This window comes from Geothrix edaphica (genome assembly GCF_030268045.1).
Classification (GTDB): domain Bacteria; phylum Acidobacteriota; class Holophagae; order Holophagales; family Holophagaceae; genus Geothrix; species Geothrix edaphica.
The window spans coordinates 1,074,428-1,097,123 of the sequence record NZ_BSDC01000001.1 but is presented as its reverse complement, the minus strand read 5'-3'; the positions used below and the strand labels follow the sequence as shown (position 1 = coordinate 1,097,123).

Below are 22,696 nucleotides of genomic sequence, written 5' to 3'. Positions count from 1 at the left end.
CATGCCCCACATCCTCCTCCTGGAAGACGACACCGAGATCCGCCTGGGCCTCGAACAGCATCTGCGCCGGGAGGGCTTCAGCCTGACCAGCGTGGGGACCGGCCGCGAGGCGCTCCTGTCCCTCGGGACTCCGGGCCTCCGGCTCGACGCGGCCCTGCTCGACCTGAGCCTGCCCGACATGGACGGCCTCGATGTGCTCCGGGCCATCCGCGGCCATGCGGCCCACAAGGCCCTTCCCGTCCTGCTGGTCACCGCCCGCAGCGAAGAGATCGACCGGGTGCTGGGCCTCGAGCTGGGCGCCGACGACTACATCTCCAAGCCCTTCTCCACCCGGGAGCTGGCGGCCCGCCTGCGCGCCATCCTGCGCAGATCCACGCCCACGGAGGCTGCCGAGCGGGCCCCGCAGCTGACCTTCGGCCCCATCGCCGTGGACCTCGACATGCATACGGCCCGGGTTGACGGGCAGATCGTGGACCTCACCCGCCGCGAGTTCGAGCTGCTGGCCTACTTCCTGGCCAACCCCCGCCGGGTGCTGACCCGGGAGAAGATCCTGCAGCAGGTCTGGGGCCTCGAATACCTCGGCGAAAGCCGCACCATAGACGCCCATGTGCGCCGCGTCCGCGCCAAGCTCGGCCCCATGGCCGCGGAGCAGATCGAGACGGTGGTCGGGGTGGGCTACCGGCTGGGCGGACCGGCCGAGGCCTGATCGGCTCCCGCGGACCGGGGCGGCAGCATCACCTTGAAGGTGGCTCCCGCTCCAGGATGGCTCTCCACCGTGACCTCGCCCCCCATCAACCGGCAGAGGTGCTTCACGATGGCCAGGCCCAGGCCCGTCCCGGGCTTGGCCTTGGCGGCCTGGGAGCGGTAGAAGCGCTCGAAGATGCGCCCCTGCTCCGCCTCGGGAACACCGGGGCCCTGGTCGGCCACCTCCCACAGCTCACCCTGGGCCGAGATGTGGACGCCCAGCCGGACCAGCCCCCCGGGCGGGCTGAACTTGATGGCGTTGGAGAGGAGGTTCTCGAGCACCTGGCTCAGGCGGAGCGGATCCGCCTGGAGGATGGCACCCTCCGGCGCATCCACGGCGACCTCCAAGCGGACCGAAGCCTTCGCGAGCCGGGCCTGCTGGTCCTTCACCACCGAGGCGATGAACTCGGCCAGATCCAGGCGCACCGGCTCCAGGCGGAGGGCTCCGCTCTCGATGCGGCTCAGCTCGGAGAGGTCCCCCAGCAGCATCGCGAGCCGGTCCACGGAGCGGAGGATGGACTGCGCCCCCGCCTGCGCCGAATCCGGAAGCGCCTCCTCCTGGAGGTTTTCCGCCGCGATCCGGATGGCCGTGACGGGCGTCTTCAGCTCATGGCTGACGTTCGAGATGAATTTCTGCCGCGTGGTCTCCAGGGCCTCCTGGCTGGTCACGTCGTCCAGCGTGAGCAGCACGCCCGACACGCTGCCCATCGGCGCGAAGGGGATGGCCCGCACCCGGAGCGTCCGGCCCGCCCGCGCGAGCCGCCATTCCGACGGCGCGCCGCGATAGGCCTTCTGTACGGCGGAGGGGCTGTCGGGGTCATGGAACACCTCTCCCACCGTCATCCCCTTGGCCAGGGGCGCCCCCAGCCCCAGGTGGCGCTGGGCCGCCGGGTTGAACTGCTCCAGGCCGCCCGCCGGGCCGAAGAGGAGGACTCCCTCCTCCAGCCGCGCCATGATGCTGGGGAGCAGGCGGTCCTCCCGGGCCGCGCGCTCCCGCAGGTCCAGGTTCTCCTGCTCCATGGCCGACCAGGCGCTGGGAAGATCCTCGATGGCGCGGGGACCGGAGCCGCCCAGCAACCGGCCCAGCGGCTCCGCCACCTGGCGGACCTGCCACCGGGCCATGAGGATGACCACCAGGAGGACGGTTGCCACGAGCCCCAGCGTCCAGGGCGCCGAGATCCCCTTCTGGACGCTCATCCCCAGGCCCAGGCCCAGGAACAATACGGCCCCCAGGCAGACCAGGGCGCGCTCCAGAAAGGCCCTCACGCCGGGCCCTGCCTCACGATTCGGGTTTCGGTCCTCCATGCCTTCAGACCATACACCTTCTACGCGGTCACAACCCACCGGCTGGCAGCCAATTTACGCTCCGTTTACATCCCGGGAGCCGGTACAGTGGGAAACGGATCTATGGGAGTTGTCATGTCCTTGAATGCCGTGATGCGCTGGCTCAAGCCCAGAGAGATGGTCTTCTTCGATCTCCTGGAATCCGCCTCCAGCAATGTGTACCAGGCGGCCCAGCTCTTCGATCGCGAGATCCGCAGCGGCGACCCGGCCCGGTTCGCGGAGCTGCGCCGGCAGATGAAGGATCTTGAACACGCCGGCGACGACATCACGCACGAGATCATCGACCGCCTGAACCACACCTTCGTCACGCCCATCGACCGGGAGGACATCCTGGCCCTGGCGCATTCCATCGATGACGTGATCGACCGCATCCACTCGGTCTGCGAGCGCCTGATCCTGTACCGCATCAGCCATGTGATGCCAGCGGTCACGGAGATCAGCTCCATCATCGTGGAGGGCGCCGGCGAGATCCTCCACCTCACCCGGTCCCTGCGCAACATGTCCAACCAGAAGGAGATCGGCGACCGCATCCGCCGGGTCCACGCCCTGGAGAACAAGGCCGACTCCATCTACCACGCGGGCCTGGCCCAGATCTTCCAGGATCCGAAGGACCCCATCGAACTGGTGAAGTGGAAGGAAATGCTCGAAAAGATCGAGGACGCCACCGACAAGATCGAGTTGGTCGCCAAGGTCATCGGCTCCACCGTCATGAAGAACGCCTGAGGCTTCGATGATCGAAGCGTTCCTCATCCCGTCCCTGGCGGTCTTGATCCTCCTTGCCTGGGGCATCGACTACATCAACGGCTTCCATGACACGGCGAACTCCATCGCCACCGTGGTAAGCACCGGCGTGCTGCCGGCCAAATACGCCCTGGTCATGTCCGCGACGCTCAACTTTGCAGGCGCTCTGGCCGGCACCTCCGTGGCCACCACCATCGCCAAGGGCATCGCCGACAGCCAGCATGTGGTTCCCGCGGTCATCGCGGCGGCCCTCATGGCGGCCATCACCTGGGACCTGCTCACCTGGTGGTTCGGCATCCCCTCCAGCACCAGCCACACCCTGCTCGGCAGCCTGGCCGGGGCCGTCGTCGCCCACGCGGGCTTCGGGGCCCTCCACACCAAGAAGCTCGAGGAGATCGGCGCCTTCATCATCATCTCCCCGGCGATGGGCTTCATCGTGGGCATGCTGCTCATCCTGATCATCCTGTGGATCGTGCGCCACTTCTCGGGACACAAGGTGAACGTCGTCTTCCGCAAGGCGCAGCTCGTCAGCGCCGCGGCCATGTCCTTCACCCATGGCCAGAACGATGCCCAGAAGGCCATGGGCATCATCTGTCTCGCCCTCATCGCCTACAAGTTCCATCTCCCCATGGATGCCAAGGCGAAGGTGATCATCCCCCTCTGGGTGAAGATCGGCAGCGCCAGCTTCATGGCCCTGGGCACCGCCTCCGGCGGCTGGAAGATCATCAAGACCATGGGTTCGAAGATCGTGAAGCTGCGCCCCATCCACGGCTTCGCGGCCGAGACCGCGGCTGCCGCGGTGCTCTTCACCACCGCCCACTTCGGCATCCCCGTCAGCACCACCCACAGCATCACGGGCGCCATCATGGGGGTCGGCACCTCCATGAACGCCAGCGCCGTGCGCTGGGGGGTGGCCGGGAACATCGTCGTCGCCTGGATCCTCACCATCCCCATCAGCGCCCTCCTGGCCGCGGGCTTCCTCAAGCTGGTGGCGCCGTTCTTCTGACCGGATGAACGTCCCAGAGATGTGACCTCGAAGGCGCCGATCCGTCACGACGGCCGGCCAGTCTGGAGGGCCCGGTCCACGCGCATTCCGTAGCCACTCGGAAGCACTGTATTTCCATAAATTTACCGGCGCCGCTGCAAGACCGTCATGCCCGTCTCCGATCCTGGTCCCGACACCAGGGAGGCCCACCATGACCATCGAGACGCTCACTCCCCATTCCGAGGGTGCCCGCTACGTCGTCCGGCCGCTTTCCAGCGCCGACTTCGCCCACCTCCAGCGCCTGGAAGCCGAGATCTGGTCCGGGGATGGCGCCGGGGAGCTCTGCCCCCATTACCTGCGCCTCTGCACGGAGCTCTACGGTGACTGGTGCTTCCTGGCCCTGGACGGTGACCGGCCCGTGGGCTACGTCCTCAACTTCGTGAAGGGGACCACCGTCTACTGCGCCACGCTGGCCGTGCACCCCGACTACCAGAAGGGCCGGGTGAACTACCTGCTCATCCGGGCCATGGTCTCCAAGCTGCTCCAGGAGAACGTGGAGGAGTGCCGGTTCCTGGTGGAGCCCGGCAACGATGATGCCCGCAGCGTCCACCACGCCCTCGGCGCCCGGGTGGTGGCCGAAGTGCGGGACTACTACACGCCCGGGGATACGCGGCTCTGGTCCGCCATCACCCGCGACGACCTGGAGCGTGTCCGGGCCCGCTACACGCGGCTGAAGCTGGTGTCCTGATGTCCTGGACGGGCGTCCTCTGGCCCACCTTCGCCCTGCTGCCGCGCCTGGCCGCCGGCACGGAGCCCCAGCCCGGCATGCACCGCTGGGCGCGACGGCTGCTGCCGGCCCTGGGGGTGGAACTCGAGGTGGCCGGGCATCCCCGGAAGGACATCCCCCTCTGGGTGGCCAACCACCTCAGCTGGGTGGATCCTGTGGCGCTCATGAGCCTCCGCCCCATGGGCACCATCGCCAAGGGCGAGGTCACGGGCTATCCCCTCATCGGGCGGTGGGCACGGAAATCCGGCCTCCACTTCGTGGACCGGGACGACGCCGGCAGCCGTGCCGCGGCCCTCGTCGGCTTCGCCGCCTCGCTCCGCGAGGGCCGCGACATGCTGCTCTTCCCCGAGGGCACCACCACCCGGGGCGAGCGGCTTGCGCCGTTCTATGAAGGTGGCCTGCGGGCCGTCTACGAGCTGGGCCTGCCCGCCCAGCCCTTCCGTCTCAGCAGCCCCGCGCCCCACTACCCGTGGACTGGCGACGAGACCCTGCTCCCCCACCTCCGCACCCTTCTCACCACTCGCACGCCCGTCACCGTGGTGGCGGAGGCCCCCCTGCATCCCGCCGGTTTCGAGAGCCCGGACCAGTGGATCGCCGCCTTCCGCACCGCCCTCGAGCCCCGGAGTCCAGATGTCCGCTGATGTCCTCATGCAGGGTCTCCGCACCGGCCTGACGCCCTTCCTCGGGCTGCCTCTGGTGCTGGACCCCCGCCCCGCCACCGGGGTCGTCCTCGGCGTGCCCTGTGATGCCGGCGTCATCAACCGCCCCGGCGCCCGCCTGGGCCCCTGGGCCCTACGGGCGGCCTCCATGGGCCTCGGAACGCATCCCATGCCGGGCCGCCTGCGCGAAGGCCGCCTGGCCCTGGGCCCCACCGCCGCCCATGGCTGGCTGGACGGCGGCAACATCCCCACCCTGCCCTTCTCCCTGAAGGAGGCCCTGGAGACCGTCCAGGCCACCGTGGGCGCCTGGGCCATGACCGGCTGCCGCAGCCTCCTGCTGGGGGGCGACCATGCGCTCACCCTCGGCGCCCTGCGGGCCCTGGCCCGCCAGCACGGGCCCCTGGGCCTGCTGCACCTGGACGCCCACCCGGACGCCGCCGATGGCGCCGCCTGGGGCACGGAGATCCACCACGGCACCTGGGTGCGCCAGGCGCTGGAGGAGGGCCTGCTGGATCCCGCGCGCGTGGTCCAGGCCGGCCTGCGGGCGCCCCGGTTCGACGATGGCGAGCTGGCCTTCCTCCAGGCCGCCGGCGTGCGCATGTGGACGCCCGAGGACCTGCGCGATCCCCGCCTGGATTCCCGCCTGGCGGCGGATCTCGCCGCCGTGGGCCGGGGTCCGGCCTACCTGAGCATGGACCTCGATGCCCTGGATCCGGTGCTGGTGCCGGCCGTGGCGGAGCCGGTACCTGGCGGTCTCAGCCTTCCCGAAGCCCTGCGCCTCATCCACGCCGCCCGCTCCTGGCCCGAGCCCTGGCTGGGCGCCGATCTCATGGAGCTGGCCCCCACGCTGGAGGGTGCCGAGGCCAGCGCCCGGGTCGCCGTCCACCTTGCCCTCCACCTCCTCGCCTGAGGTCCCCATGAGCGCCTACGACGCCTTCCGCCGCACACATGGGGAGCCCACCTGGGACGACATCGTGACCGGCCACGACTTCGGCCTGCTCGGCACCGAGGAGATCCAGGGCTGGATCCCGGGCGACGGCTCGGCCGCCACCCGCCTGAGGGCCCTGACGGGCGAAGGGCTCCGGACCTTCGAGGCCCACCTCTGGGCCGCCTGCGCGGAAGCGGTGGGCCGGACGCCCCGGCCCGGCAGCCTCCGCTGGTCCCAGGCCCAGGACCGCTGGCGGGAGGCCCTGTTGCGCGAGGCTCTGGCCACGGAAAGCACCCTCGGCCAGCTGGCGGCGCGGGTGGAGCGCCTCTACGAGCAGGTGGGCTGCCCTGAGGACATGCTGGGCATGCTGCGGCCCTCCCAGGCCTGGTCCGGCACTCCCGCCACGGTGGATCCCCTGGCGGTGCAGCAGTTCCTCAATCGGACTAGGCCCACCTCATCCCATCGATCGGGTTCCAATTCCTAGGCTTGTGCCACCCTGAGGACTCCTCCGGAGTCCCGATGCCCCTGTCCGACCCCAGGCTGGATGAACTGCTGAGCGGCGGCGCCCCGAGGCTGGAGCCTCTGTTGCGCTGGCTGCTGGAGGCTTCGCCCCTGGATTCCCAGGATGGCGAGCCCCGGCGCACGACCCGGCTCCGCCGGCTCCACGCGGCCCTGGCCTTCCGGGGCCTCAGCGGGCCGCTGTCGGAGGCCTGGAACCACGCCTCGGCCATTCGCCTCCTGGCGGAAACGGGCCTGCCGGACCGCACCACTCTGGTGGGCGAGGGATTCCTGCGGATCGTGGACCGGGTCATCCCCCGCCTGGACCCGGAAGGGGACCTCTACGCCCTGGTGGACCGGCTGGACCTGGACGAGGCGGACGCGGTGTGGATCGAGCGCCTGCCTGTGGATCTGCGGATCATCTGGGGCGCCCTGCTGGCCCCCCCCCAGGCGATCTGGGCCCACGCCGCCCGCCTGCTGGCCCACCGCGCCGCGGCCGTGGGCCTGTCCCGCGACCTGCTGGCCCTGGATCCGGAAGGCAGCGATGCGGATTCCCCCTTCTTCCACCTCACCCGCGTCGTCCACGAGGCCGGGGACCGCCCCGGGGATGCCGAGGCGCGGGCCGCCTGGGAGGCCTGCTGGGGCACCTGCACCGCCACCCTGGCCCAGGCCCACGCCCGCCTCGATGATCGCGGCGTCTCCACGGACCTGGTGTTCCGGCTCGAGCTGCTGGAAGCCCAGCTGGCCCGCATCGGCCAGCTCCTGGATTTTGCCGCGGGCCAGGGGGACGGCACCGCCTTCGCCGCCGAGCTGGTGCGCGGCAGCCTCGCCCAGCACGGGCTGCTGGCCCTGCTGCGCACCACGGTCAAGCGCCTGGCCCGCAAGGTGGTGGAGCACACCGGCGAGACCGGCGAGCACTACATCGCCCGGGACCGGTCCGAGTGGTGGGCCATGAGCCGGTCCGCGGCGGGCGGCGGGCTCCTCACGGCGGGCACGGCCCTGTTCAAGATCACCCTCTCGATCCTTCCCCTGGCGCCCCTGCTGTCGGGCCTCGCCCTGACCGCCAACTACGCGGCCAGCTTCTGCACCATGCAACTGCTGGGCTTCACGCTGGCCTCCAAGCAGCCCGCCATGACCGCCGCGGCTCTGGCCCGCGCCCTGGAGGACGATGACGGCCAGGCCCGGGAAGTCGAACTGGTGGCGGCCATCACGCGGACCCAGGTCATCGCCACCCTGGGCAATGTGCTGGCCACCGTGCCCGTGTCGGCGGGCCTGGTTGCGGCCTGGGTCTGGCTGACGGGCCACGTCCCGCTGGAGCACGAAGCGGCCCTGCACAGCCTCCAGGGCACTCACCCCTTCCACGGCTGGACCCTGGTCTTCGCGGCCCTCACGGGCGTGCTGCTCTGGCTCTCCAGCCTGGCCGCGGGCTGGACCGCCAACTGGAGCGCCTACCGCTGCCTGCCCGAGGCCCTGGCCCAGAACCACCGGCTGCGCTCCTGGTTCGGAGCGGGTGGCGCCGAGGCCCTGGGCCGGTTCATCCAGAGGCACCTGGCGGGCTTCGCGGGCTACACGGCCCTGGGCGCCCTGCTGGTCTTCGTGCCCATGGCCTTTGCCTTCGCGGGCATCCATGCGGAAGTGCGCCACGTCACCCTCCAGGCGGCCTCGCTGGCCCTGGGCTCCGCCACCCTCTGGTTCGAGGGCACCCTGGCCTGGAAGGAGGTCCTCTGGGGCCTGTTCGGCATCGGCCTCATCGGCGTCCTGAACTTCGCGGTATCTTTCGCCCTGGCCCTCTGGACGGCCTTGCGGGCCCGGGACCTCAGCGGCCGGGCCAGCCGCCGCCTCTGGCTGGAGATCCTGAAGGCCTTCAACCGGAACCCCGGCCGCTTCCTCCTTCCGCCGCGCCGGGGTGCTACCCTCGACAGCCGTGTCCCAGGAGATTCCCATGCGTAGGCTGCTCCTCCCCACTCTGCTGGTCGCCCTGCCCCTCGCGGCCACCCTGCGCGCGGAGGACAAGCCCGCCCCCGTGCGCCTGATCCCGCTGCGCGTGAGCCCAGCCTGCACGGTGTCCCAGGAGATCGGCATCAGCAAGATCGACCTCGCCTTCGCCCGGCCCGCCGTGAAGGGCCGCAAGATCTGGGGCGACCTCGTGCCCTTCGGCCAGGTTTGGCGGGCCGGCGCCAACAGCGCCACCGTGATCACCTTCAGCCACGCCGCCAAGGTGGCCGGCAAGGAGGTGCCCGCGGGCACCTACGGCTTCTTCGTCATCCCCGGCGAGAAGACCTGGACCCTCATCCTCAACAAGAAGGCCAAGCAGTGGGGCGCCTACGAGTACAAGGCCGGCGAGGACCTGCTGCGCTGGGAGGCCACGCCCCAGGCTGGGCCCTTCCTGGAGTATCTGGACTACCGCGTGATCCCCACCGACGGCGGCCACGCCACCGTGGAGCTGGGCTGGGAGAAGCTGCGGGTGAGCTTCCCCGTGGCCTTCGACACCAGGGCCATCTACTGGGCCCACCTGGAGGACAGCCTCAAGAAGGCGCCGGACAACGACTGGGTGCCCTGGTACCAGGCCGCCAAGTACTGCCAGGACCAGGGCATCGAACCCCAGAAGGCCCTGGCCTGGATCGAGAAGAGCCTCCAGGCCGGCGAGAGCTTCTGGAACCACGAGACCGCCGCCAGGATCTACAAGGACGCCAAGCGCATGCCCGAAGCCCGCGCCGAGCTGCAGAAGGCCATCGACCTCTCCAAGGGCAAGGCGCCGAAGGAATACACGGAGAACCTGGAGAAAGAACTGGCGACCTGGAAATAAGGAACACCACCAGGGCACGAAGGCACCAGGAAAAGCAAAGCGCGCGGCTTTGCGGTTCCTGGTGTCTTGTCTCTGGAAGGTACAGGCCTGGGGAAGGCCATGACCATCGCGTGGAAGCGAGGCGCGACGGGCCTGAGGGGTTCACCGTTCACGCCAATCCAGGTTCGTTTTCCATTTGCCCACAAGGCGATGGGCGCCTAAGCTCGGAGGGTCTTTCCCATCCAACACTTCCCATACAACGTGGGCGCCTCTGACTTCTGCAAACGCTCGTCTAATTCAAAGTTAGGTGGCCATGGATAGCACGTCGCATCCGAAAACTTTGGCATCGTGGAAAGTTCGCATGTTCGGCTTTGCGCTCGTCGTGTTCGGCGGCTTCATGTCTGCGTTTGGTTGGATCGCTCTCCAGCGGCCGGATATCAAGATAACGAGCCAGGAGGAATACACTGCTGATCCCGACAGCAAGCGCCGTGGAATTTGGGGCTCACTGATCCTTTGTGGCTTGGGCTTGCCGATTCTCTTCGCGCCCTCCCGGTGGCTGGATCCGAGCCGGGGCGCGGCAGCGCGGCGGCAGCCATGAGAAGCTGGCCACCTAACAATTCGTCCAAGCCGACGCCGCTTCGCGGCGCGGCTTAACTCAGTGGTTAGATGGCTATGTCCATCGCCCTCCTAATCGCTGCGATTCTGCTTCTCATTGTGGGAGTGGCCCATTCTTACCTCGGTGAGCGTTACATTCTCATCCGTCTTTTTCGTCGAGAGGACTTACCGAAACTCTTCGGTAGCACCCAGTTCACGACTCGAATCCTTCGTTTCGCCTGGCACATTACATCCGTTGCATGGTGGGGCTTCGCTGCCATCCTGATTCACCTTAGCCATGGTTCACCCTCACATCTGGTTGTAGTTAAGATCATTGGCATTACCTTCCTAGCAACTGGGATTGTTGTTCTTATTGGCTCAAGGGCGAAGCATCTTGCTTGGCCCATTTTTGTTCTTATTGGCATCCTCTCCTTGTGCGTCGGCGCCACCTAACCCTCCGCTCAACTCGGACCCCGCCTGCCTTGCCTTCCGTTCTCTCTCAACATCTCGCTTCCCCGGCTCCGCTCATTGCCTCGATGCAGGCGATGACGATCGGCTTCCTTCCTCAGGGTGCCTTACGTGCAGCGAATTGACCGGTTCACACTCGAAGAACACGAGGGACCCTATGATTCTTGGGGCGGAAAGTCCAGGTTGCTCCTTGACGGGGTACCTACTGGTCTCCACGTAAGCGGCTATTGCCTCCGACACCAAATCCTGGTTCCAGAGGGCTACCTGCTGGTTACGGATTTCGATTGCCCTTGGGAGGAAACCACTTGCTTTACGCTCATCTCCCATGAGCTCAAATACGTCACTTCTGATTCCTTTTCAGGGCCCATGTATGGAAGTCGCGCACTAACCGATCTTGTGCTTATGAAAAGCGGCACTATCCGTTTTGTCCTGGAAGTGGAAGGGCCGCTCGAATTGACCTTCACGCCCAGTCGTTCCATAAGTGAGCGCCCTCGCATGACCTTCGCAAAGTTGGATCCAGATGATTACCTCGCTCAACTCAAAGATTCCGATAAGCCATTCGCTGTAGAGTCGTAGCGGTCTTCCTGGTGGCCTGACCTCCGCTCGTCTCGGCCCCACGGGCATTGTCTTCCGCTCCCCCTCCACATGCCGCTTCCTCGGCGTCGCCCCTCGCCTCGATGCAGCCAAGTCTGGTCAGCGTCCTTCATTAGGCTTCCCGCATGCCCGTGAACGCCAAACCTCCAACCATGGCTGAGCTCGAGGGCGTCATGGGTCCGGCGTTGCCGATCTGGAATGGGATCATCAGCCAGGTTGAAGCCGCCTATGGCCCGCTCACGATGACTTGGAAGCCTTCGAAAACCGACTTCGGCCAGATGTGCCTGCTCCAGCACAAGAAGAGAACCCTGCTCTATCTCACCCCTGACAAGGGTTCGGTCTGGGTAGCAATCATTCTCGGCGAGCGCGCGTTCCAGCTCGCCATGGCCAGCTGGCTTCCCGACGAGATCAAGAAGCTGCTTCTCGAAGCAAGGCCTTACGCCGAAGGCCGTGGCATCCGGTTCTCCATCCATGCTTCGAATGACTTGGCATCGGTGGCCAAGCTGCTTGAAATCAAAACCGCCCACTCATGAGACAGTCCCTTCACCCCCACCACGCCTCGGAGGTCCCATGAAACGAGTCACAGGCATCGGCGGCATCTTCTTCAAGGCCAAGGACGCCCCGGCCCTGCAGGCCTGGTACAAGCGGCACCTGGGAATCGATGTCCAGGCCTGGGGCGGAGCCGCCTTCGACTGGACCGACGCCGAAGGCAAGCCGGTGGCCGGCACGACGGCCTGGCTGATCGATCCGCAGGAGAGCAGCCACTTCGCTCCGAGCTCTGCTCCCTTCATGGTCAACTACCGAGTGGAAGACCTCCACGCCTTGATCAAGGCCCTGAAGGAAGAGGGCTGCCAGGTGCTCGATAAGATCGACGATTCCGAGTACGGGTTGTTCGGCTGGGTCATGGATCCAGAGGGGAACAAGATCGAGTTGTGGCAGCCGCCTCAAGGCCAATGATGCGGCTCGTCAGCCCCGGCGCCCCGACCATCTGCTACACGCCCTTCTTCTCCGCCCCCCAGATGACCTTGTGCAGCTGCACCTGGACGCGCACGGGCAGGCCATCGGCGACAACCTGCCCGGCGAGCCAGGCGGGGTCGAGGCTGCCCCAGACGGGGCTGAAGAGGACTTCCAGGTGGTCCCACACCTCGCGTTCGGCGCACCAGGCCTTGGCCCAGGCGTAGTCGGCCTGGTCGCAGAGGACGAACTTCAGCTCGTCCTGGCCGGGAACCATGTGATCGAGGTTGGACTCCAGCCACCGGTGGGACTCGCCGCTACCGGGGGTCTTGCGGTCCACGATCTTGATGACCTCCCGGGGCACGGGGGCCAGGTCGTGGGCCCCCGCCGTCTCCAGGGCCACCTCGTAGCCCAGGTCCAGCAGGGAGCGCAGCAGCTCCGGGGCCTGGGGATGGGCCAGGGGCTCGCCTCCGGTGAGCTCCACGAAGGGGGCGCTGGGGCCCTTCACGGGCGGCCCGAGGCGCCGCTTCACCTCCTCCAGCAGGTCGTCCAGGTCCCGCATCGTGCCGTCGTAGAAGGCGTACTCGGTGTCGCAGTAGGTGCAGCGCAGCGGGCAGCCCGTGAGGCGGATGAACAGGCAGGGGCGGCCGATCCGGGCGCCCTCGCCCTGGATGGAATGGAACACCTCATTGACCTTGAATTTCATCGGTCCACCCAGCGCCGCCCGCCGTCCAGCGTCATGATCTCCCCCGTGAGGAAGGGGCTGTCGGCGGCGTAGCGGACGGCGCGGCAGAGGTCGGCGGGGTCGCCCAGGCGCTTGAGCAGGGTGCGGCCGGCCAGGAAGGCCTCGTCGCTGCCCTCGGCGGGCAGGATCGCCCCCAGGGCGTGACCCACCACGCGCACCTTCGGCGCCAGCAGCTGGGCCAGGCCCGGCACCAGCGCCGCCAGTCCGGCCTTGGCGGCGCTGTAGGGCAGGCGCTTGAGCCAGGGATGGTGGATGGAGGTGTCCAGCAGGAGCTGTAGGCAGGCACCGTCTGTGAGGTGCGGCGCCAGGGCCTGGGCGCCGAGAAAGGGGAAGCTGAGGTTCAGGCGCCAGGTGGCCTCGAGCAAGGCCGGCGTCCAGGCGCCGAGGGGCTGCTCCGGGAAGGTCCCGGCCAGCAGCACGGCGCCGGAAATCACCCAGCCCTCCGCCTTCAGGCCCTCCAGATCTGCCATGATTCTGGAACTCAGTTCCGGGCTCTCTGCATTCCACACAAGTGTCCGGATCCCCGCCGTCTTCGACAGAGCCTCCATCCACGCCTCTCCACCCCAGGGTTCCGAGCTGGTCAGCACCAGGTCATGATCCCGGGCCAGATCCTCCGCCAGGGCCCGGCCGAGCCGCCGCCGTCCCCCCACCAGCACCCAGCAGGGCCTGTCGTTCCGCGAGATCCGCTCCATCGGGGCATTCTTCCACAAAGGTCCCATGAACCCCTACCTCAAACGCATCCGCTGGCGCCTGCTGTGGATCAGCTTCGCCTGCCTCACGCTGGCCCTGGGGTCCTTCGGGCTCAACCAGTGGGTGTACGCCGCCTCGGACGACCAGTGCTCCTGGATCGTGGAGAACGGGAAGATCGTCATCCGCGAGATCCTGCCGGACGGCGTGGCCGAGGAGGCGGGCCTCCTCGAGGGTGACGAGCTGGTGAAGATCCAGGGCCGGGCCTTCGAGCCCACGCTGGAGGGCACCCTCAAGGCCCAGCGGTTCATCAACGCCAAGTCCCAGGGCACCATCCTGATCTACACCGTGAAGCGCCAGGGCCGTCAGATCCTGCTGCCCCTGCGCCTGGTGAAGCCCCTCGACCTGGAGCAGGTGGCCCTGCTGCTGAACGGCATCCTCGCCTGGGCCATCGCCCTGCTGGTGGTGCTGTCGGCGCCCGAGCGCAAGACCTCGCGGCACTTCTTCTACCTGGCGGCCACGGCGCTGCTGCTGTCCGGCGCCACCGTGGGGCTGAACGCCCCGACGGCCATGCGGATCGCCGTGAGCCTCATGGCGTCCCTCACGGCGGCCCTCCTGCCCCCGCTGTGGATCCACTTCTTCCTGCGCTTCCCGCACCCCTTCCACCTGCGGAAGAACCGGCGCTTCCTCCAGGCCGTCTACGGGATCTTCGCGCTGATGGCCCTGGCGCAGTTCCTCCTCCGCCTCTGGGTCACCCTCAGCGACGGCGCGCTCCGCACCCCGGCCGGCGCGCCGCCCGAGGGCCTCCTCAAAGCGACGCTGAACCTCTTCGGGTTCCTGCCCATCCCGCTCTACGCCGCGGCGGCCCTGGCGGGCCTCGGGTTCTTCCTGGTGGGCACCTTCCGGACCCACGAGCGGCTACGCCGGGCCCTACGGCCCTCCCTCATCGTGGCGGCGGTGCTCTGCCTGGATCTGCTGGCCTGGACCGTGCTCCGGGCCCGGTTCGGAGGCAGCCTACTCTTCCGCCGGCAGGTCTTCATCTTCATGCTGCCGGCCCCCCTGCTGCCGCTGAGCTTCGCCTTCGCCATCTTCCGCCACGGCCTCTTCGAGGTGCAGAAGGTGCTGCTGCGGTGGGTGAGCTACATGGCCATCCTGGCGCTGACGGTGGCGGGCTACCTGGGGGGTCTGGCCTGGGCCTTCTCCCACCTGTCCTCCATCCCGCCGGGCTGGGCGGGGGCCCTCATCGGTCTGCTGGCCCTGCCCCTGGGCTGGACCCTGCGCCGCCTGCTGAAGGGCATCCGCCGCCGCTTCCGGCGGGACTTCTCCAGCACCCGCGAGATCGCCCTGAGCGCCGTGCGGGAGCCCCGGAAACGCTTCAGCGAGGAGGCGCTGCTGAAGTCCCTGCAGCGGGCCCTCGACGAGGCCTTCCAGCCGCAATTCCTGCAGGTGCTGCCCATCGAGTCGCGCCAGTTCCTCCTGCCCGCCGCCGAGACCATGGACCGGGACGACCGGCGGGTGCACTTCCCGCCCCAGCCCCTGCGGCTGCCCCCAGGCCTGCTCCGCCTGGCCCGGGAGAACCGGGAGCTGGTGCTGGGCCTGGGCAGCGAGGAGGCCGACTGGATCCGGGAGCAGGGGGAGGGCCTCCGGGCCCATGTGGACGCCCTGGAAGCCCAGCTGCTCCTGCTCATCCTGGCGGGGGACCACCCCCACAGCGCCGTGCTGCTGGGCGGCAAGTACGCCGAGCTGAACTACGGCCGCGAGGATCGCGAGCTGCTGCGCGAGGTGGCCCTGGCCGCGGGACAGGTGCTGGAAACGGCCGTGATGCACCAGCGCCTGCTGGCCCAGGAGCGCCTCAGCCAGGAACTGGAGACCGCCCGGCGCATCCAGGAGGGGCTCATCACCTCGCACCTGCCGCCCATTCCCGGTTTCCAGGTGGCCCTGCGCCTGGAACCCGCCCAGGAGACCGGCGGCGACCTGCTCTTCGTCAAGCGGCGGCCCAGCGGCAACTGGCTGGCGGCCGTGGGCGACGTCTGCGGCAAGGGCCTCGCCGCGGCCCTCTACATGGCCCAGGCCACCGCCCTGCTGGAGCAGGCCGCCCAGCGCGAGGACCAGGGCCTGGAGGAGATGCTCTGCTCCCTGGATCACACCCTCCGCCAGCTGCTGGGGCAGCGGGGCTTCCTCACCCTGGTCCTGCTGGAGTGGAACGACCAGGGCCACTACCGGCTGGCCCGGGCCGGCCACCCCGGCGCCCTGCTGCTGCAAGGGGTCGCCGAGGACTGCTTCACCGAGATGGCGCCCCACGGCCGCGGCCTTGGCCTGCGCCCGGCGGGCCCCGGTGACTGGGAGGTCGTCGAGGGGACCCTGCCTCCCAAGGGCTGGCTGGTGCTCTACAGCGACGGGCTCTCCGAGGCCATGAACCGGGAGGGCGAGCTCTACGGCGTCGCCCGCCTGTGCGGCCAGCTCCGCCGGCTCTGGGGCACGGGCAGCCCCCGGGCGGCCTGTGAAGCGGTCTTCCGGGATGTAGCGGCATTTGATACCCAGAACCGGGATGACCGGACTCTGTTTATCCTGGGAAGGGAGCACCCATGACTCGCCCCGCCCTCCGATGGACCATCCCCTGTCTCCTGGCCGCCCAGCTGCTCATGCTGTGGCTGCAGGGCGCCCAGCTCCACCGCCAGAACCAGGTGCTCCAGGGCCTGCGCGAGGACCTCCAGGCCCTCACCGAGTCGCTGGACGCCAACCAGGGCCCGGTCTCCGGCAGCGATGACACGGAGGCCGTGCCCGCGAGCACACCTCCCAAGGCCCAGGCCAGATCCCATGAGCATGTCGCGGTGCTCGGCATCCAGGAGGAGCAGGAGGCCGGGGCCAAGGACCTGCAGGCCTCCCGCGAATCAGCCCAGAAGGCCGTGAAGGACGCCCGGGAAGCCCAGTCCAAGATCTCGATCGAGGAGAACGCCCGGAAGGCGGAGGAGACCCGGAAAGTCCAGGCCGCCACCAGCTCCTGGATGAACTGGTCCTGGGGCGCCGTGGGCCTGGTGGCGGCGGCCCTGGTGGCCCGCGCGGTGATCCGCCGGCGGGGCTGATGTCCCTGCTCGAATACCTTCGCCTCGACCCGCAGTGCCGGAACCTGGCCGAAGGCGCCATCCACGCGGTGGCCCCGGCCCTGGAGGATCCCGACCCGGCGCCGGTGGTCATGCTGCTGAATGAGTGGGCCTTCGACCTCGCCGGGCGCATGCCCCTGCCCTGGGATACCGCCAAGGCCCTGGAGGCCCTGAACCACATGCTCTTCGTCGAGCTGGGCTTCGAGGGCGACCGCGAGACCTACGATGACCCCCTGAACGCGCTGCTCCCGGCCGTGGTGGCAAGGCGCAAGGGACTGCCCATCGCTCTGTCCATCCTCTGGATCGATCTGGCGCGCCGCCTCGGCTTCGACGCCGTGGGCGTGGGCCTGCCCGGGCACTTCATCGCCGCCCTGCGCACCGGACCCGCCCTGCTCTGCTTCGACCCCTTCAACCGCGGGTGCGCCGTGGGCGAGGAGGCCGGGGCCGCCCTGGTGCGGGCCGCCAGCGCCGGCCGCGTCACCTTCCACCCGGACATGCTGAGGCCCGCCACGGACCGCCAGATCCTCGTCCGCCTGGTGCGCAACCTCCACCTGCGCTTCATGCACGCCGAGGACTGGGAGGAGGCCCTCTGGACGGCCACCCACCTGATCCTGCTGGACCCGGAGGATGCCCGGGTCCACAAGGAGCGCGCCTTCGTGCACCTCCAGCGGGACGAGCCCGGACCGGCCCTCCGGGATCTCCGCGAAGCCCTGCGCCTCAGCCCCGATCCCGATCCCGAGCTCCAGACCTGGCTCCAGCAGCTGGAAAAGTAAGCGGGGCCCGAAGGCCCCGCGACTGAAAGCTGGTGACTGACAGCTACTTCTGCTGCGCCTCCACGACGGTGAGCGCCGTGAGGTGGATGATGTCGTTCATGTCGCTGTGCCGCTGGAGCACGTGGACCGGAGCCGCCATGCCGCAGGTGATGGGACCGATGACCTCAGCGCCCGCCAGCCGCTGCACCAGCTTGTAGCCGATGTTGCCGCTGGTGAGGTCGGGGAAGATCAACACGTTCGGCCCGCCCGGGAGGTCCACCCAGGGGTAGTTCTCGGACAGGATGCCGTCGCCCAGGGCGGTGTCGGCCTGCATCTCGCCGTCGCACTTGAGGCCGGGGCGGGTGGTCTTCACGATCTCCACGGCCTTCTGGACCTTGCGGACCAGGGGGTGCTCCACGCTGCCGAAGTCGGAGAAGGAGAGCATGGCGACCTGGGGTTCCATGCCGAAGGTGTCCTTCGCCAGGTCCGCGGTGAGCAGGGCGATCTCAGCCAGCTCCTCGCTGCTGGGCTCGATGTTCATGGTCGTATCGGAGAAGAACAGCACGCGGTTCTTCAGCACCATGGTGTAGACGCCGCAGACGCGCTTGACGCCCTTGCGGGTGCCGATGACCTCCAGGCAGGGGCGGATGGTGTCGGGGTAGTACATCGTCAGGCCCGCGATCAGCCCATCGGCCTTGCCCATGCGGCACATCATGGCACCGAAGTAGATGCGTTCCTGAAGCTTGCGGCCCGCTTCGTCACGGGTGACGCCGCGGCGCTTCCGCAGGTCCAGGAAGGCGTCCTCCGCCTCCTTGCGCCAGGTCACGGTGGCCGGATCCAGGATCTCGATGCCGTCCACGGAGATGCCGTGACCGGCGGCCACGGCCTTCACCTTGACGGGGTCGCCCACCAGGATGGGAATGCAGATGCCCTCATCCACCATCTGAGAGACAGCCTGGAGGATCAGCGGATGGTCGCCCTCGGGGAAGACCACGCGCTTGGGGTTGGCCTTGGCGCGATGGACCACGCTGCGGATCACGTCCTTGCTGCGGCCCTGGAGCCCCTCGAGGCGCTCCTTGTAGGCCTGCATGTCGGCGATGGGCTGCTTCGCCACGCCCGTCTCCATGGCGGCCTTGGCGACGGCCGGGGCCACCCACAGGAGCACGCGGGGATCGAAGGGCTTGGGGATGATGTATTCGGGGCCGAAGGTGAACTTCTGGCCCGAGTAGGCCTTCACCACGGAATCCGGAACCTCTTCCTTGGCCAGGGCGGCCAGGGCCTTGGCGGCGGCCAGCTTCATCGGCTCGTTGATCTCCGAGGCGCGCACATCCAGAGCGCCGCGGAAGATGAAGGGGAAGCCCAGGACGTTGTTCACCTGGTTCGGGTAGTCGCTGCGACCCGTGGCCAGGATGATGTCGTCGCGGGTGGCCTTCGCGGTGGGGTAGTCGATCTCGGGATCAGGGTTGGCCAGGGCGAAGACGATGGGGTTCTTGGCCATGCTCAGCAGCATCTCGGGCGTCAGCGCGCCCTTGCTGGAGCAGCCCACGAACACATCCGCGTTCACGATGGTGTCGGCCAGGGTGCGCCACTCGCTGGGCTTGGCGAACTTGTCCTTGTACTTGTTCATGCCCTCGGTGCGGCCCGTGTAGACCAGGCCCTTGGTGTCGCAGAGCCACAGGTTTTCGAGCTTCACGCCGGCGGCGACCATCATGTTGGCGCAGGCGATGGCCGAGGCCCCGGCGCCGCTGAACACCACCTTCATGTCGCTCAGCTTCTTCTTCACGATTTCTGAGGCGTTCATCAGGGCCGCGGTGCTGATGATGGCGGTGCCGTGCTGGTCATCGTGGAAGACGGGGATGTTCATCTCCTTCTTCAGGCGGGTCTCGATCTCGAAGCACTCGGGGGCCTTGATGTCCTCGAGGTTCACGCCGCCGAAAGTGGGCTCCAGCGCCTTCACCACCTGGCAGAAGCGGTCGATGTCCAGCTCGTTCACTTCAATGTCGAACACGTCGATGTCGGCGAAGCGCTTGAAGAGCACCCCCTTGCCTTCCATCACGGGCTTGCCGGCCAGGGCGCCGATGTTGCCCAGGCCCAGCACGGCGGTGCCGTTGGAGATCACGGCCACCAGGTTGCCCTTGGCGGTGTACTTGTAGGCGTCCTCGGGGTTCTTCTCGATCTCCAGGCAGGGCTCCGCCACACCTGGGGAATACGCGTTGGCCAGATCGCGGGCGGTCGAACAGGGCTTGGTGGCGACAACCTCGATCTTTCCCTTCCGTCCCTGCGAATGGTAATCGAGGGCTTCCTGTTTACGACTCATGGCCACACTCCTTGAATTGAGTGCCCTGTCTCTGGGCTGAATGCCACCAAGCTTACACCTCGTCTTACGCGATCATGCCTACAAGGTCATCAATCCCCCCCTTTGTTGCAGGGATCACACAGGATGCTTACAAAACTTCCAGAAGCCCCGGTGAGAAGGTAGGCTCCTCCATATCGCTTCCGGAGGTCCCGTGCGCATTCTGGCTCCTGGCCTGTCTTTCCTCCTCCTTTGCCCGCTCGCGGCGCAGAAGTCCAGGACCCCTGCGGCCGCCAGCGAGCCCCGGGCCGTCAAGGTGGACTGGGACGGTGAATGGACCCTTGCGGCTTCACAAAGTGACAAGGTCGGCGAGCAGATCGAGGCCCACGTCAGCGATCTGAACTTCGCCAAGAAGCTCTACTGGAAGAAGAAGCTCCAGTCGGCCTGCCAGGAGTTCAACAAGCTCGACATCCTGGCGGGGGAGAGTTTCTCGGTGACCATGGGCCGGGAGCGCCCCATCGACACACCCGCGGATGGCACCGAGAGCGACTGGAAGCGCAGTGACGACACGGTCTTCAAGGCCACCCTCGCCAAGGACGGGCCGACCATGATCCAGACCCTCACCGGCGACGGCTTCACGCTCAGATACGTCTACTCCATGCGCAAGGACGGGAACTCGCTGGCCCTGCAGGTGACCTACACGCACCCCAAGCTGGACAACCCTTTCAGCTACAAGCTGGTGTTCAAGAGGAACGACTGAGCCGCGGCCCGGGCAGACTGGGTGCATGCGCACGCTGGCTCCGCCGCCCCTCCCCTGCCGCGCCCCCTGGTGGGCCGCTTCAGGCCACCTCCAGACCATCCTGGGCAACTACCTGCCCGGGGCCTCGCCGGACCACCCCTCGACCCCCTTCCGCATCCCCCTGCCCGATGGGGACCAGCTCACCGGGCGGCATTATCCAGGCGAGACGGATGCCCTGGTGCTGGTCTTCCACGGCCTCGGGGGCGATGACCAGGCCCACTACGTGCGGCGCACCATCGCCCTGGCCCGGAAGCTCGGCCACCATGTGTGGACCGTCAATCATCGGGGTTGCGGCGAGGGGCGCGGCCTGGCGAAGAAGCCCTACCACAGCGGCTCCGGCGATGACCTCGGCGCGGCCTTCGCCGCCGCCCGGGAGCGCCATCCCCGGCTGCGCCAGCTGGCCATCGGCTACTCCCTGTCCGCCAACGCCCTGCTGCTGAACCTGGGCGGCGGCCTGCCGGAACCCTCCGCGCAACCCGATTGCGCCATCGCCGTGAACCCGCCCGTGGACCTGGGCGCCTGCTCCAGCGCCATCCACTCCGGCCTCAGCCGGCTCTACGAGCTGCGCTTCATCAAGCGCTGCCGCAAGGCCATCCGCCAGCGCGTGGAGGACGGTCTCATCCAGGACATCTACCGGACGGGCCCCCTCATGAGCCTGCGGGCCTTCGACGATGCCTACACCACGAAGGCTGGAGGGTTCCGGGACGCCGACGACTACTACGCCCGGTGCTCGGCCCGCCATCATCTGTCGAAGATCGCGATACCGACCGTCATCCTCATGGCCAAGGACGATCCCTTCATTCCCTGGCGGCACGCCGCCGAGGCGGAGCCCTCGGCCGCCGTGCACCTCCACATCGAACCCCACGGCGGCCACATGGGCTACCTCAGCCGGGACCTGCCAGGACACCGCTGGCTGCCGTACGCGGTGGAGCACTATGCCAGGCAGCTGCTCGGCGAGTAGCCATCGGCCGGGCTCCCGCCGTTCAAAGGGACCCGACCAGGACCAGGGATCTCTTCGGGTCCGCGCCCTGCGTCCAGAGGAGCGCCCCGCCCCGGGGGCTGAGCGCGATTCGAGGGGAGGCGCAAACGGAATCCCGGGCTGATCCCACGACCCTGGGAGCGGACCACCCGGCCTGGCGGATCCGGACAGACACGTGATTCCCGGCAGCTCCCTGCTGGACCACCAGGAAGCCCGCGCGGCCATCCGCGGCCAAGTCGATGGCATAGTCCTGGATCGGCTGGTGGCCGTGGTCCAGACACTCCGCTCCCGGCTCCCACGCCCTCCCCTTGAAGTCCTTCGCGAACAGGTGGCAGGCGCCCGCGCCTTCCCGCTGGCACCAGGTGGCCATGGCCTCGCCATGGCCGTTCATGACCAGGCGCGGCGACACGATCGCCTGGGCGTTCGCCAACACCACAGGTTCGCTCCACTCGCCCTGGCAGACATCGTAATAGCCGGCTTCGAGGACGCTTCGCTGGCCGTGCGGGGTGTGGATCCACAGGGCCAGCGCGTTTCCTGAATCATCCATGGCCACCTGGTGATGGTGGGCTTCATGAGCCACCACGGGCACGGGGCGGTCCGACCAGATCCGGTCCGAAGGCCAGTAGTGGCAGGCCATCAGCCCTTCGAAGCTGCCGTCCTGCGCCTCCCAGAGCACCATGGCGTACTCGCGGTGGTTGGCCGCGAGGTGCGGTGAGACCGATGGATCCCCCGGAAGGCCCAGGACGACCGGCTCCTTCTCCCAGGCCTCCCCCCGGGAGTCGAAGGACTGGGCCATCACCTCGATCCGTTCCATATTTTCATGGACCCATGCCACCAGTGCGTTGCCACGACGATCGACCGCCACCTGGAGCTGGTGGATCCGCCCCACCGTCCGGAACAACACGTGCTCAGGGTTTTCGTCTGTCCCGAGGACCTTCCCGAGAATCTGTCGTCTGTTCTTCAGATCGGTCATCCAGATCGCCAGCCCGCGCCCTTCGGGACTCAGCGCGACCCGCGGAGCCGCCCCCTCTCCGAGGGGAAACCGCATCAACTCAGGAGAGGCGCCGGGCCCCAAAGGCAGGGCCCACAGGCCCCCATCGTTCTCCCAGAGCACCACTCCCCGCCCCTCGTGGTCCAACGCCACGCGGGCCTCCCCGAGCCGCCCCTGGTCTAAGACAGCAGGCTTGCGCCATTCGGGACAACCAGTGCCATCACCGAAGGCCCCGAAGCCTTGGGCAAACCGTCTGAGGCGTTCCAGG

Annotated in this window: 22 protein-coding genes; 17 read left to right on the top strand and 5 right to left on the bottom strand. The window is 68.1% G+C overall.

Features of this window, described 5'->3' with window-relative positions; genetic code table 11:
• Window position 1: 1 nt before the first annotated feature.
• A complete protein-coding gene (locus QSJ30_RS04935) occupies window positions 2–706 on the top strand; it encodes a response regulator transcription factor (RefSeq protein WP_285607012.1) in 705 nt (234 codons plus the stop codon).
• On the opposite strand, the gene QSJ30_RS04930 is transcribed toward QSJ30_RS04935, so the two are convergent.
• Entirely contained in the window at window positions 676–2,049 is a 1,374-nt protein-coding gene (locus QSJ30_RS04930; RefSeq protein ID WP_285607010.1) for a sensor histidine kinase, read from the bottom strand. The genes QSJ30_RS04935 and QSJ30_RS04930 overlap by 31 nt on opposite strands.
• Window positions 2,050–2,163: 114 nt before the next feature.
• Between QSJ30_RS04930 and QSJ30_RS04925 the strand changes: the two genes are divergently transcribed.
• The 11 genes from QSJ30_RS04925 to QSJ30_RS04875 all read left to right on the top strand — a co-directional run bounded on the left by QSJ30_RS04925 (window position 2,164) and on the right by QSJ30_RS04875 (window position 12,084).
• Window positions 2,164–2,811: a DUF47 domain-containing protein gene (locus QSJ30_RS04925; RefSeq protein WP_285607008.1), complete on the top strand. Its 648-nt coding sequence runs from the start codon at window positions 2,164–2,166 to the stop codon at window positions 2,809–2,811.
• Between the two features lie 7 nt (window positions 2,812–2,818).
• Window positions 2,819–3,835, top strand: a complete 1,017-nt coding sequence (locus tag QSJ30_RS04920) for an inorganic phosphate transporter (protein ID WP_285607006.1) — start codon at window positions 2,819–2,821, stop codon at window positions 3,833–3,835.
• A gap of 190 nt (window positions 3,836–4,025) precedes the next feature.
• Window positions 4,026–4,562, top strand: coding sequence for a GNAT family N-acetyltransferase (locus tag QSJ30_RS04915; protein WP_285607004.1), 537 nt, complete (start codon window positions 4,026–4,028; stop codon window positions 4,560–4,562).
• Window positions 4,562–5,242, top strand: coding sequence for a lysophospholipid acyltransferase family protein (locus QSJ30_RS04910; RefSeq protein WP_285606999.1), 681 nt, complete (start codon window positions 4,562–4,564; stop codon window positions 5,240–5,242). The genes QSJ30_RS04915 and QSJ30_RS04910 overlap by 1 nt, the downstream gene beginning before the upstream one ends.
• Entirely contained in the window at window positions 5,232–6,170 is a 939-nt protein-coding gene (locus QSJ30_RS04905; protein ID WP_285606997.1) for an arginase family protein, read from the top strand. The genes QSJ30_RS04910 and QSJ30_RS04905 overlap by 11 nt, the downstream gene beginning before the upstream one ends.
• Window positions 6,171–6,177: 7 nt before the next feature.
• The gene (locus tag QSJ30_RS04900; protein ID WP_285606995.1) at window positions 6,178–6,672 is read left to right on the top strand and encodes a hypothetical protein; all 495 of its coding nucleotides are present in this window, start codon (window positions 6,178–6,180) and stop codon (window positions 6,670–6,672) included.
• Between the two features lie 35 nt (window positions 6,673–6,707).
• Window positions 6,708–8,636 carry a hypothetical protein gene (locus QSJ30_RS04895; protein WP_285606993.1) on the top strand — a complete coding sequence of 643 codons (1,929 nt, stop codon included), beginning with the start codon at window positions 6,708–6,710 and terminating at the stop codon, window positions 8,634–8,636.
• On the top strand, window positions 8,629–9,492 hold the full coding sequence (locus QSJ30_RS04890; protein ID WP_285606991.1) for a DUF2911 domain-containing protein: 864 nt from the start codon (window positions 8,629–8,631) through the stop codon (window positions 9,490–9,492). Before QSJ30_RS04895 ends, QSJ30_RS04890 begins: the two co-directional genes overlap by 8 nt.
• A 292-nt stretch (window positions 9,493–9,784) precedes the next feature.
• The gene (locus QSJ30_RS04885; RefSeq protein ID WP_285606988.1) at window positions 9,785–10,069 is read left to right on the top strand and encodes a hypothetical protein; all 285 of its coding nucleotides are present in this window, start codon (window positions 9,785–9,787) and stop codon (window positions 10,067–10,069) included.
• Between the two features lie 1,183 nt (window positions 10,070–11,252).
• Window positions 11,253–11,660, top strand: coding sequence for a DUF3788 family protein (locus QSJ30_RS04880; protein ID WP_285606986.1), 408 nt, complete (start codon window positions 11,253–11,255; stop codon window positions 11,658–11,660).
• A 37-nt stretch (window positions 11,661–11,697) separates the two neighbouring features.
• On the top strand, window positions 11,698–12,084 hold the full coding sequence (locus QSJ30_RS04875) for a VOC family protein (RefSeq protein WP_285606984.1): 387 nt from the start codon (window positions 11,698–11,700) through the stop codon (window positions 12,082–12,084).
• Between the two features lie 34 nt (window positions 12,085–12,118).
• Here the strand turns inward: QSJ30_RS04875 and QSJ30_RS04870 are convergent, their stop codons facing one another.
• A complete protein-coding gene (locus QSJ30_RS04870; protein WP_285606982.1) occupies window positions 12,119–12,787 on the bottom strand; it encodes a radical SAM protein in 669 nt (222 codons plus the stop codon).
• A complete protein-coding gene (locus QSJ30_RS04865) occupies window positions 12,784–13,518 on the bottom strand; it encodes an SDR family oxidoreductase (RefSeq protein WP_285606980.1) in 735 nt (244 codons plus the stop codon). The genes QSJ30_RS04870 and QSJ30_RS04865 overlap by 4 nt, the downstream gene beginning before the upstream one ends.
• Window positions 13,519–13,543: 25 nt before the next feature.
• Here QSJ30_RS04865 and QSJ30_RS04860 point away from each other — a divergent pair, with 25 nt between their 5' ends.
• From QSJ30_RS04860 to QSJ30_RS04850, 3 genes are read left to right on the top strand one after another with little or no spacing between them, the layout of a single operon-like run.
• Window positions 13,544–16,102, top strand: coding sequence for a SpoIIE family protein phosphatase (locus QSJ30_RS04860; protein WP_285606978.1), 2,559 nt, complete (start codon window positions 13,544–13,546; stop codon window positions 16,100–16,102).
• Window positions 16,099–16,596, top strand: coding sequence for a hypothetical protein (locus QSJ30_RS04855; protein ID WP_285606976.1), 498 nt, complete (start codon window positions 16,099–16,101; stop codon window positions 16,594–16,596). The genes QSJ30_RS04860 and QSJ30_RS04855 overlap by 4 nt, the downstream gene beginning before the upstream one ends.
• Window positions 16,596–17,387, top strand: coding sequence for a SirB1 family protein (locus tag QSJ30_RS04850; RefSeq protein ID WP_285606974.1), 792 nt, complete (start codon window positions 16,596–16,598; stop codon window positions 17,385–17,387). The genes QSJ30_RS04855 and QSJ30_RS04850 overlap by 1 nt, the downstream gene beginning before the upstream one ends.
• A 43-nt stretch (window positions 17,388–17,430) precedes the next feature.
• On the opposite strand, the gene QSJ30_RS04845 is transcribed toward QSJ30_RS04850, so the two are convergent.
• Window positions 17,431–19,683: an NADP-dependent malic enzyme gene (locus tag QSJ30_RS04845; protein WP_285606972.1), complete on the bottom strand. Its 2,253-nt coding sequence runs from the start codon at window positions 19,681–19,683 to the stop codon at window positions 17,431–17,433.
• A 190-nt stretch (window positions 19,684–19,873) separates the two neighbouring features.
• Between QSJ30_RS04845 and QSJ30_RS04840 the strand changes: the two genes are divergently transcribed.
• Entirely contained in the window at window positions 19,874–20,419 is a 546-nt protein-coding gene (locus QSJ30_RS04840; protein ID WP_285606969.1) for a hypothetical protein, read from the top strand.
• Between the two features lie 25 nt (window positions 20,420–20,444).
• A complete protein-coding gene (locus QSJ30_RS04835) occupies window positions 20,445–21,419 on the top strand; it encodes a YheT family hydrolase (protein WP_285606967.1) in 975 nt (324 codons plus the stop codon).
• A 22-nt stretch (window positions 21,420–21,441) separates the two neighbouring features.
• On the opposite strand, the gene QSJ30_RS04830 is transcribed toward QSJ30_RS04835, so the two are convergent.
• Entirely contained in the window at window positions 21,442–22,251 is an 810-nt protein-coding gene (locus QSJ30_RS04830) for a hypothetical protein (protein WP_285606965.1), read from the bottom strand.
• Between the last annotated feature and the right edge of the window lie 445 nt (window positions 22,252–22,696).

Excerpts from the sequence above, each read along its gene's own strand:
- QSJ30_RS04850 (WP_285606974.1), top strand. The coding sequence starts at position 16,596 with ATGTCCCTGCTCGAATACCTTCGCCTCGACCCGCAGTGCCGGAACCTG.
- QSJ30_RS04875 (WP_285606984.1), top strand. The coding sequence starts at position 11,698 with ATGAAACGAGTCACAGGCATCGGCGGCATCTTCTTCAAGGCCAAGGAC.
- QSJ30_RS04870 (WP_285606982.1), bottom strand. The coding sequence starts at position 12,787 with ATGAAATTCAAGGTCAATGAGGTGTTCCATTCCATCCAGGGCGAGGGC.
- QSJ30_RS04865 (WP_285606980.1), bottom strand. The coding sequence starts at position 13,518 with ATGGAGCGGATCTCGCGGAACGACAGGCCCTGCTGGGTGCTGGTGGGG.
- QSJ30_RS04890 (WP_285606991.1), top strand. The coding sequence starts at position 8,629 with ATGCGTAGGCTGCTCCTCCCCACTCTGCTGGTCGCCCTGCCCCTCGCG.
- QSJ30_RS04925 (WP_285607008.1), top strand. The coding sequence starts at position 2,164 with ATGTCCTTGAATGCCGTGATGCGCTGGCTCAAGCCCAGAGAGATGGTC.
- QSJ30_RS04910 (WP_285606999.1), top strand. The coding sequence starts at position 4,562 with ATGTCCTGGACGGGCGTCCTCTGGCCCACCTTCGCCCTGCTGCCGCGC.
- QSJ30_RS04845 (WP_285606972.1), bottom strand. The coding sequence starts at position 19,683 with ATGAGTCGTAAACAGGAAGCCCTCGATTACCATTCGCAGGGACGGAAG.
- QSJ30_RS04835 (WP_285606967.1), top strand. The coding sequence starts at position 20,445 with ATGCGCACGCTGGCTCCGCCGCCCCTCCCCTGCCGCGCCCCCTGGTGG.
- QSJ30_RS04860 (WP_285606978.1), top strand. The coding sequence starts at position 13,544 with ATGAACCCCTACCTCAAACGCATCCGCTGGCGCCTGCTGTGGATCAGC.
- QSJ30_RS04930 (WP_285607010.1), bottom strand. The coding sequence starts at position 2,049 with ATGGAGGACCGAAACCCGAATCGTGAGGCAGGGCCCGGCGTGAGGGCC.
- QSJ30_RS04830 (WP_285606965.1), bottom strand. The coding sequence starts at position 22,251 with ATGGAACGGATCGAGGTGATGGCCCAGTCCTTCGACTCCCGGGGGGAG.
- QSJ30_RS04855 (WP_285606976.1), top strand. The coding sequence starts at position 16,099 with ATGACTCGCCCCGCCCTCCGATGGACCATCCCCTGTCTCCTGGCCGCC.
- QSJ30_RS04900 (WP_285606995.1), top strand. The coding sequence starts at position 6,178 with ATGAGCGCCTACGACGCCTTCCGCCGCACACATGGGGAGCCCACCTGG.
- QSJ30_RS04935 (WP_285607012.1), top strand. The coding sequence starts at position 2 with ATGCCCCACATCCTCCTCCTGGAAGACGACACCGAGATCCGCCTGGGC.
- QSJ30_RS04905 (WP_285606997.1), top strand. The coding sequence starts at position 5,232 with ATGTCCGCTGATGTCCTCATGCAGGGTCTCCGCACCGGCCTGACGCCC.
- QSJ30_RS04920 (WP_285607006.1), top strand. The coding sequence starts at position 2,819 with ATGATCGAAGCGTTCCTCATCCCGTCCCTGGCGGTCTTGATCCTCCTT.
- QSJ30_RS04885 (WP_285606988.1), top strand. The coding sequence starts at position 9,785 with ATGGATAGCACGTCGCATCCGAAAACTTTGGCATCGTGGAAAGTTCGC.
- QSJ30_RS04915 (WP_285607004.1), top strand. The coding sequence starts at position 4,026 with ATGACCATCGAGACGCTCACTCCCCATTCCGAGGGTGCCCGCTACGTC.
- QSJ30_RS04880 (WP_285606986.1), top strand. The coding sequence starts at position 11,253 with ATGCCCGTGAACGCCAAACCTCCAACCATGGCTGAGCTCGAGGGCGTC.
- QSJ30_RS04895 (WP_285606993.1), top strand. The coding sequence starts at position 6,708 with ATGCCCCTGTCCGACCCCAGGCTGGATGAACTGCTGAGCGGCGGCGCC.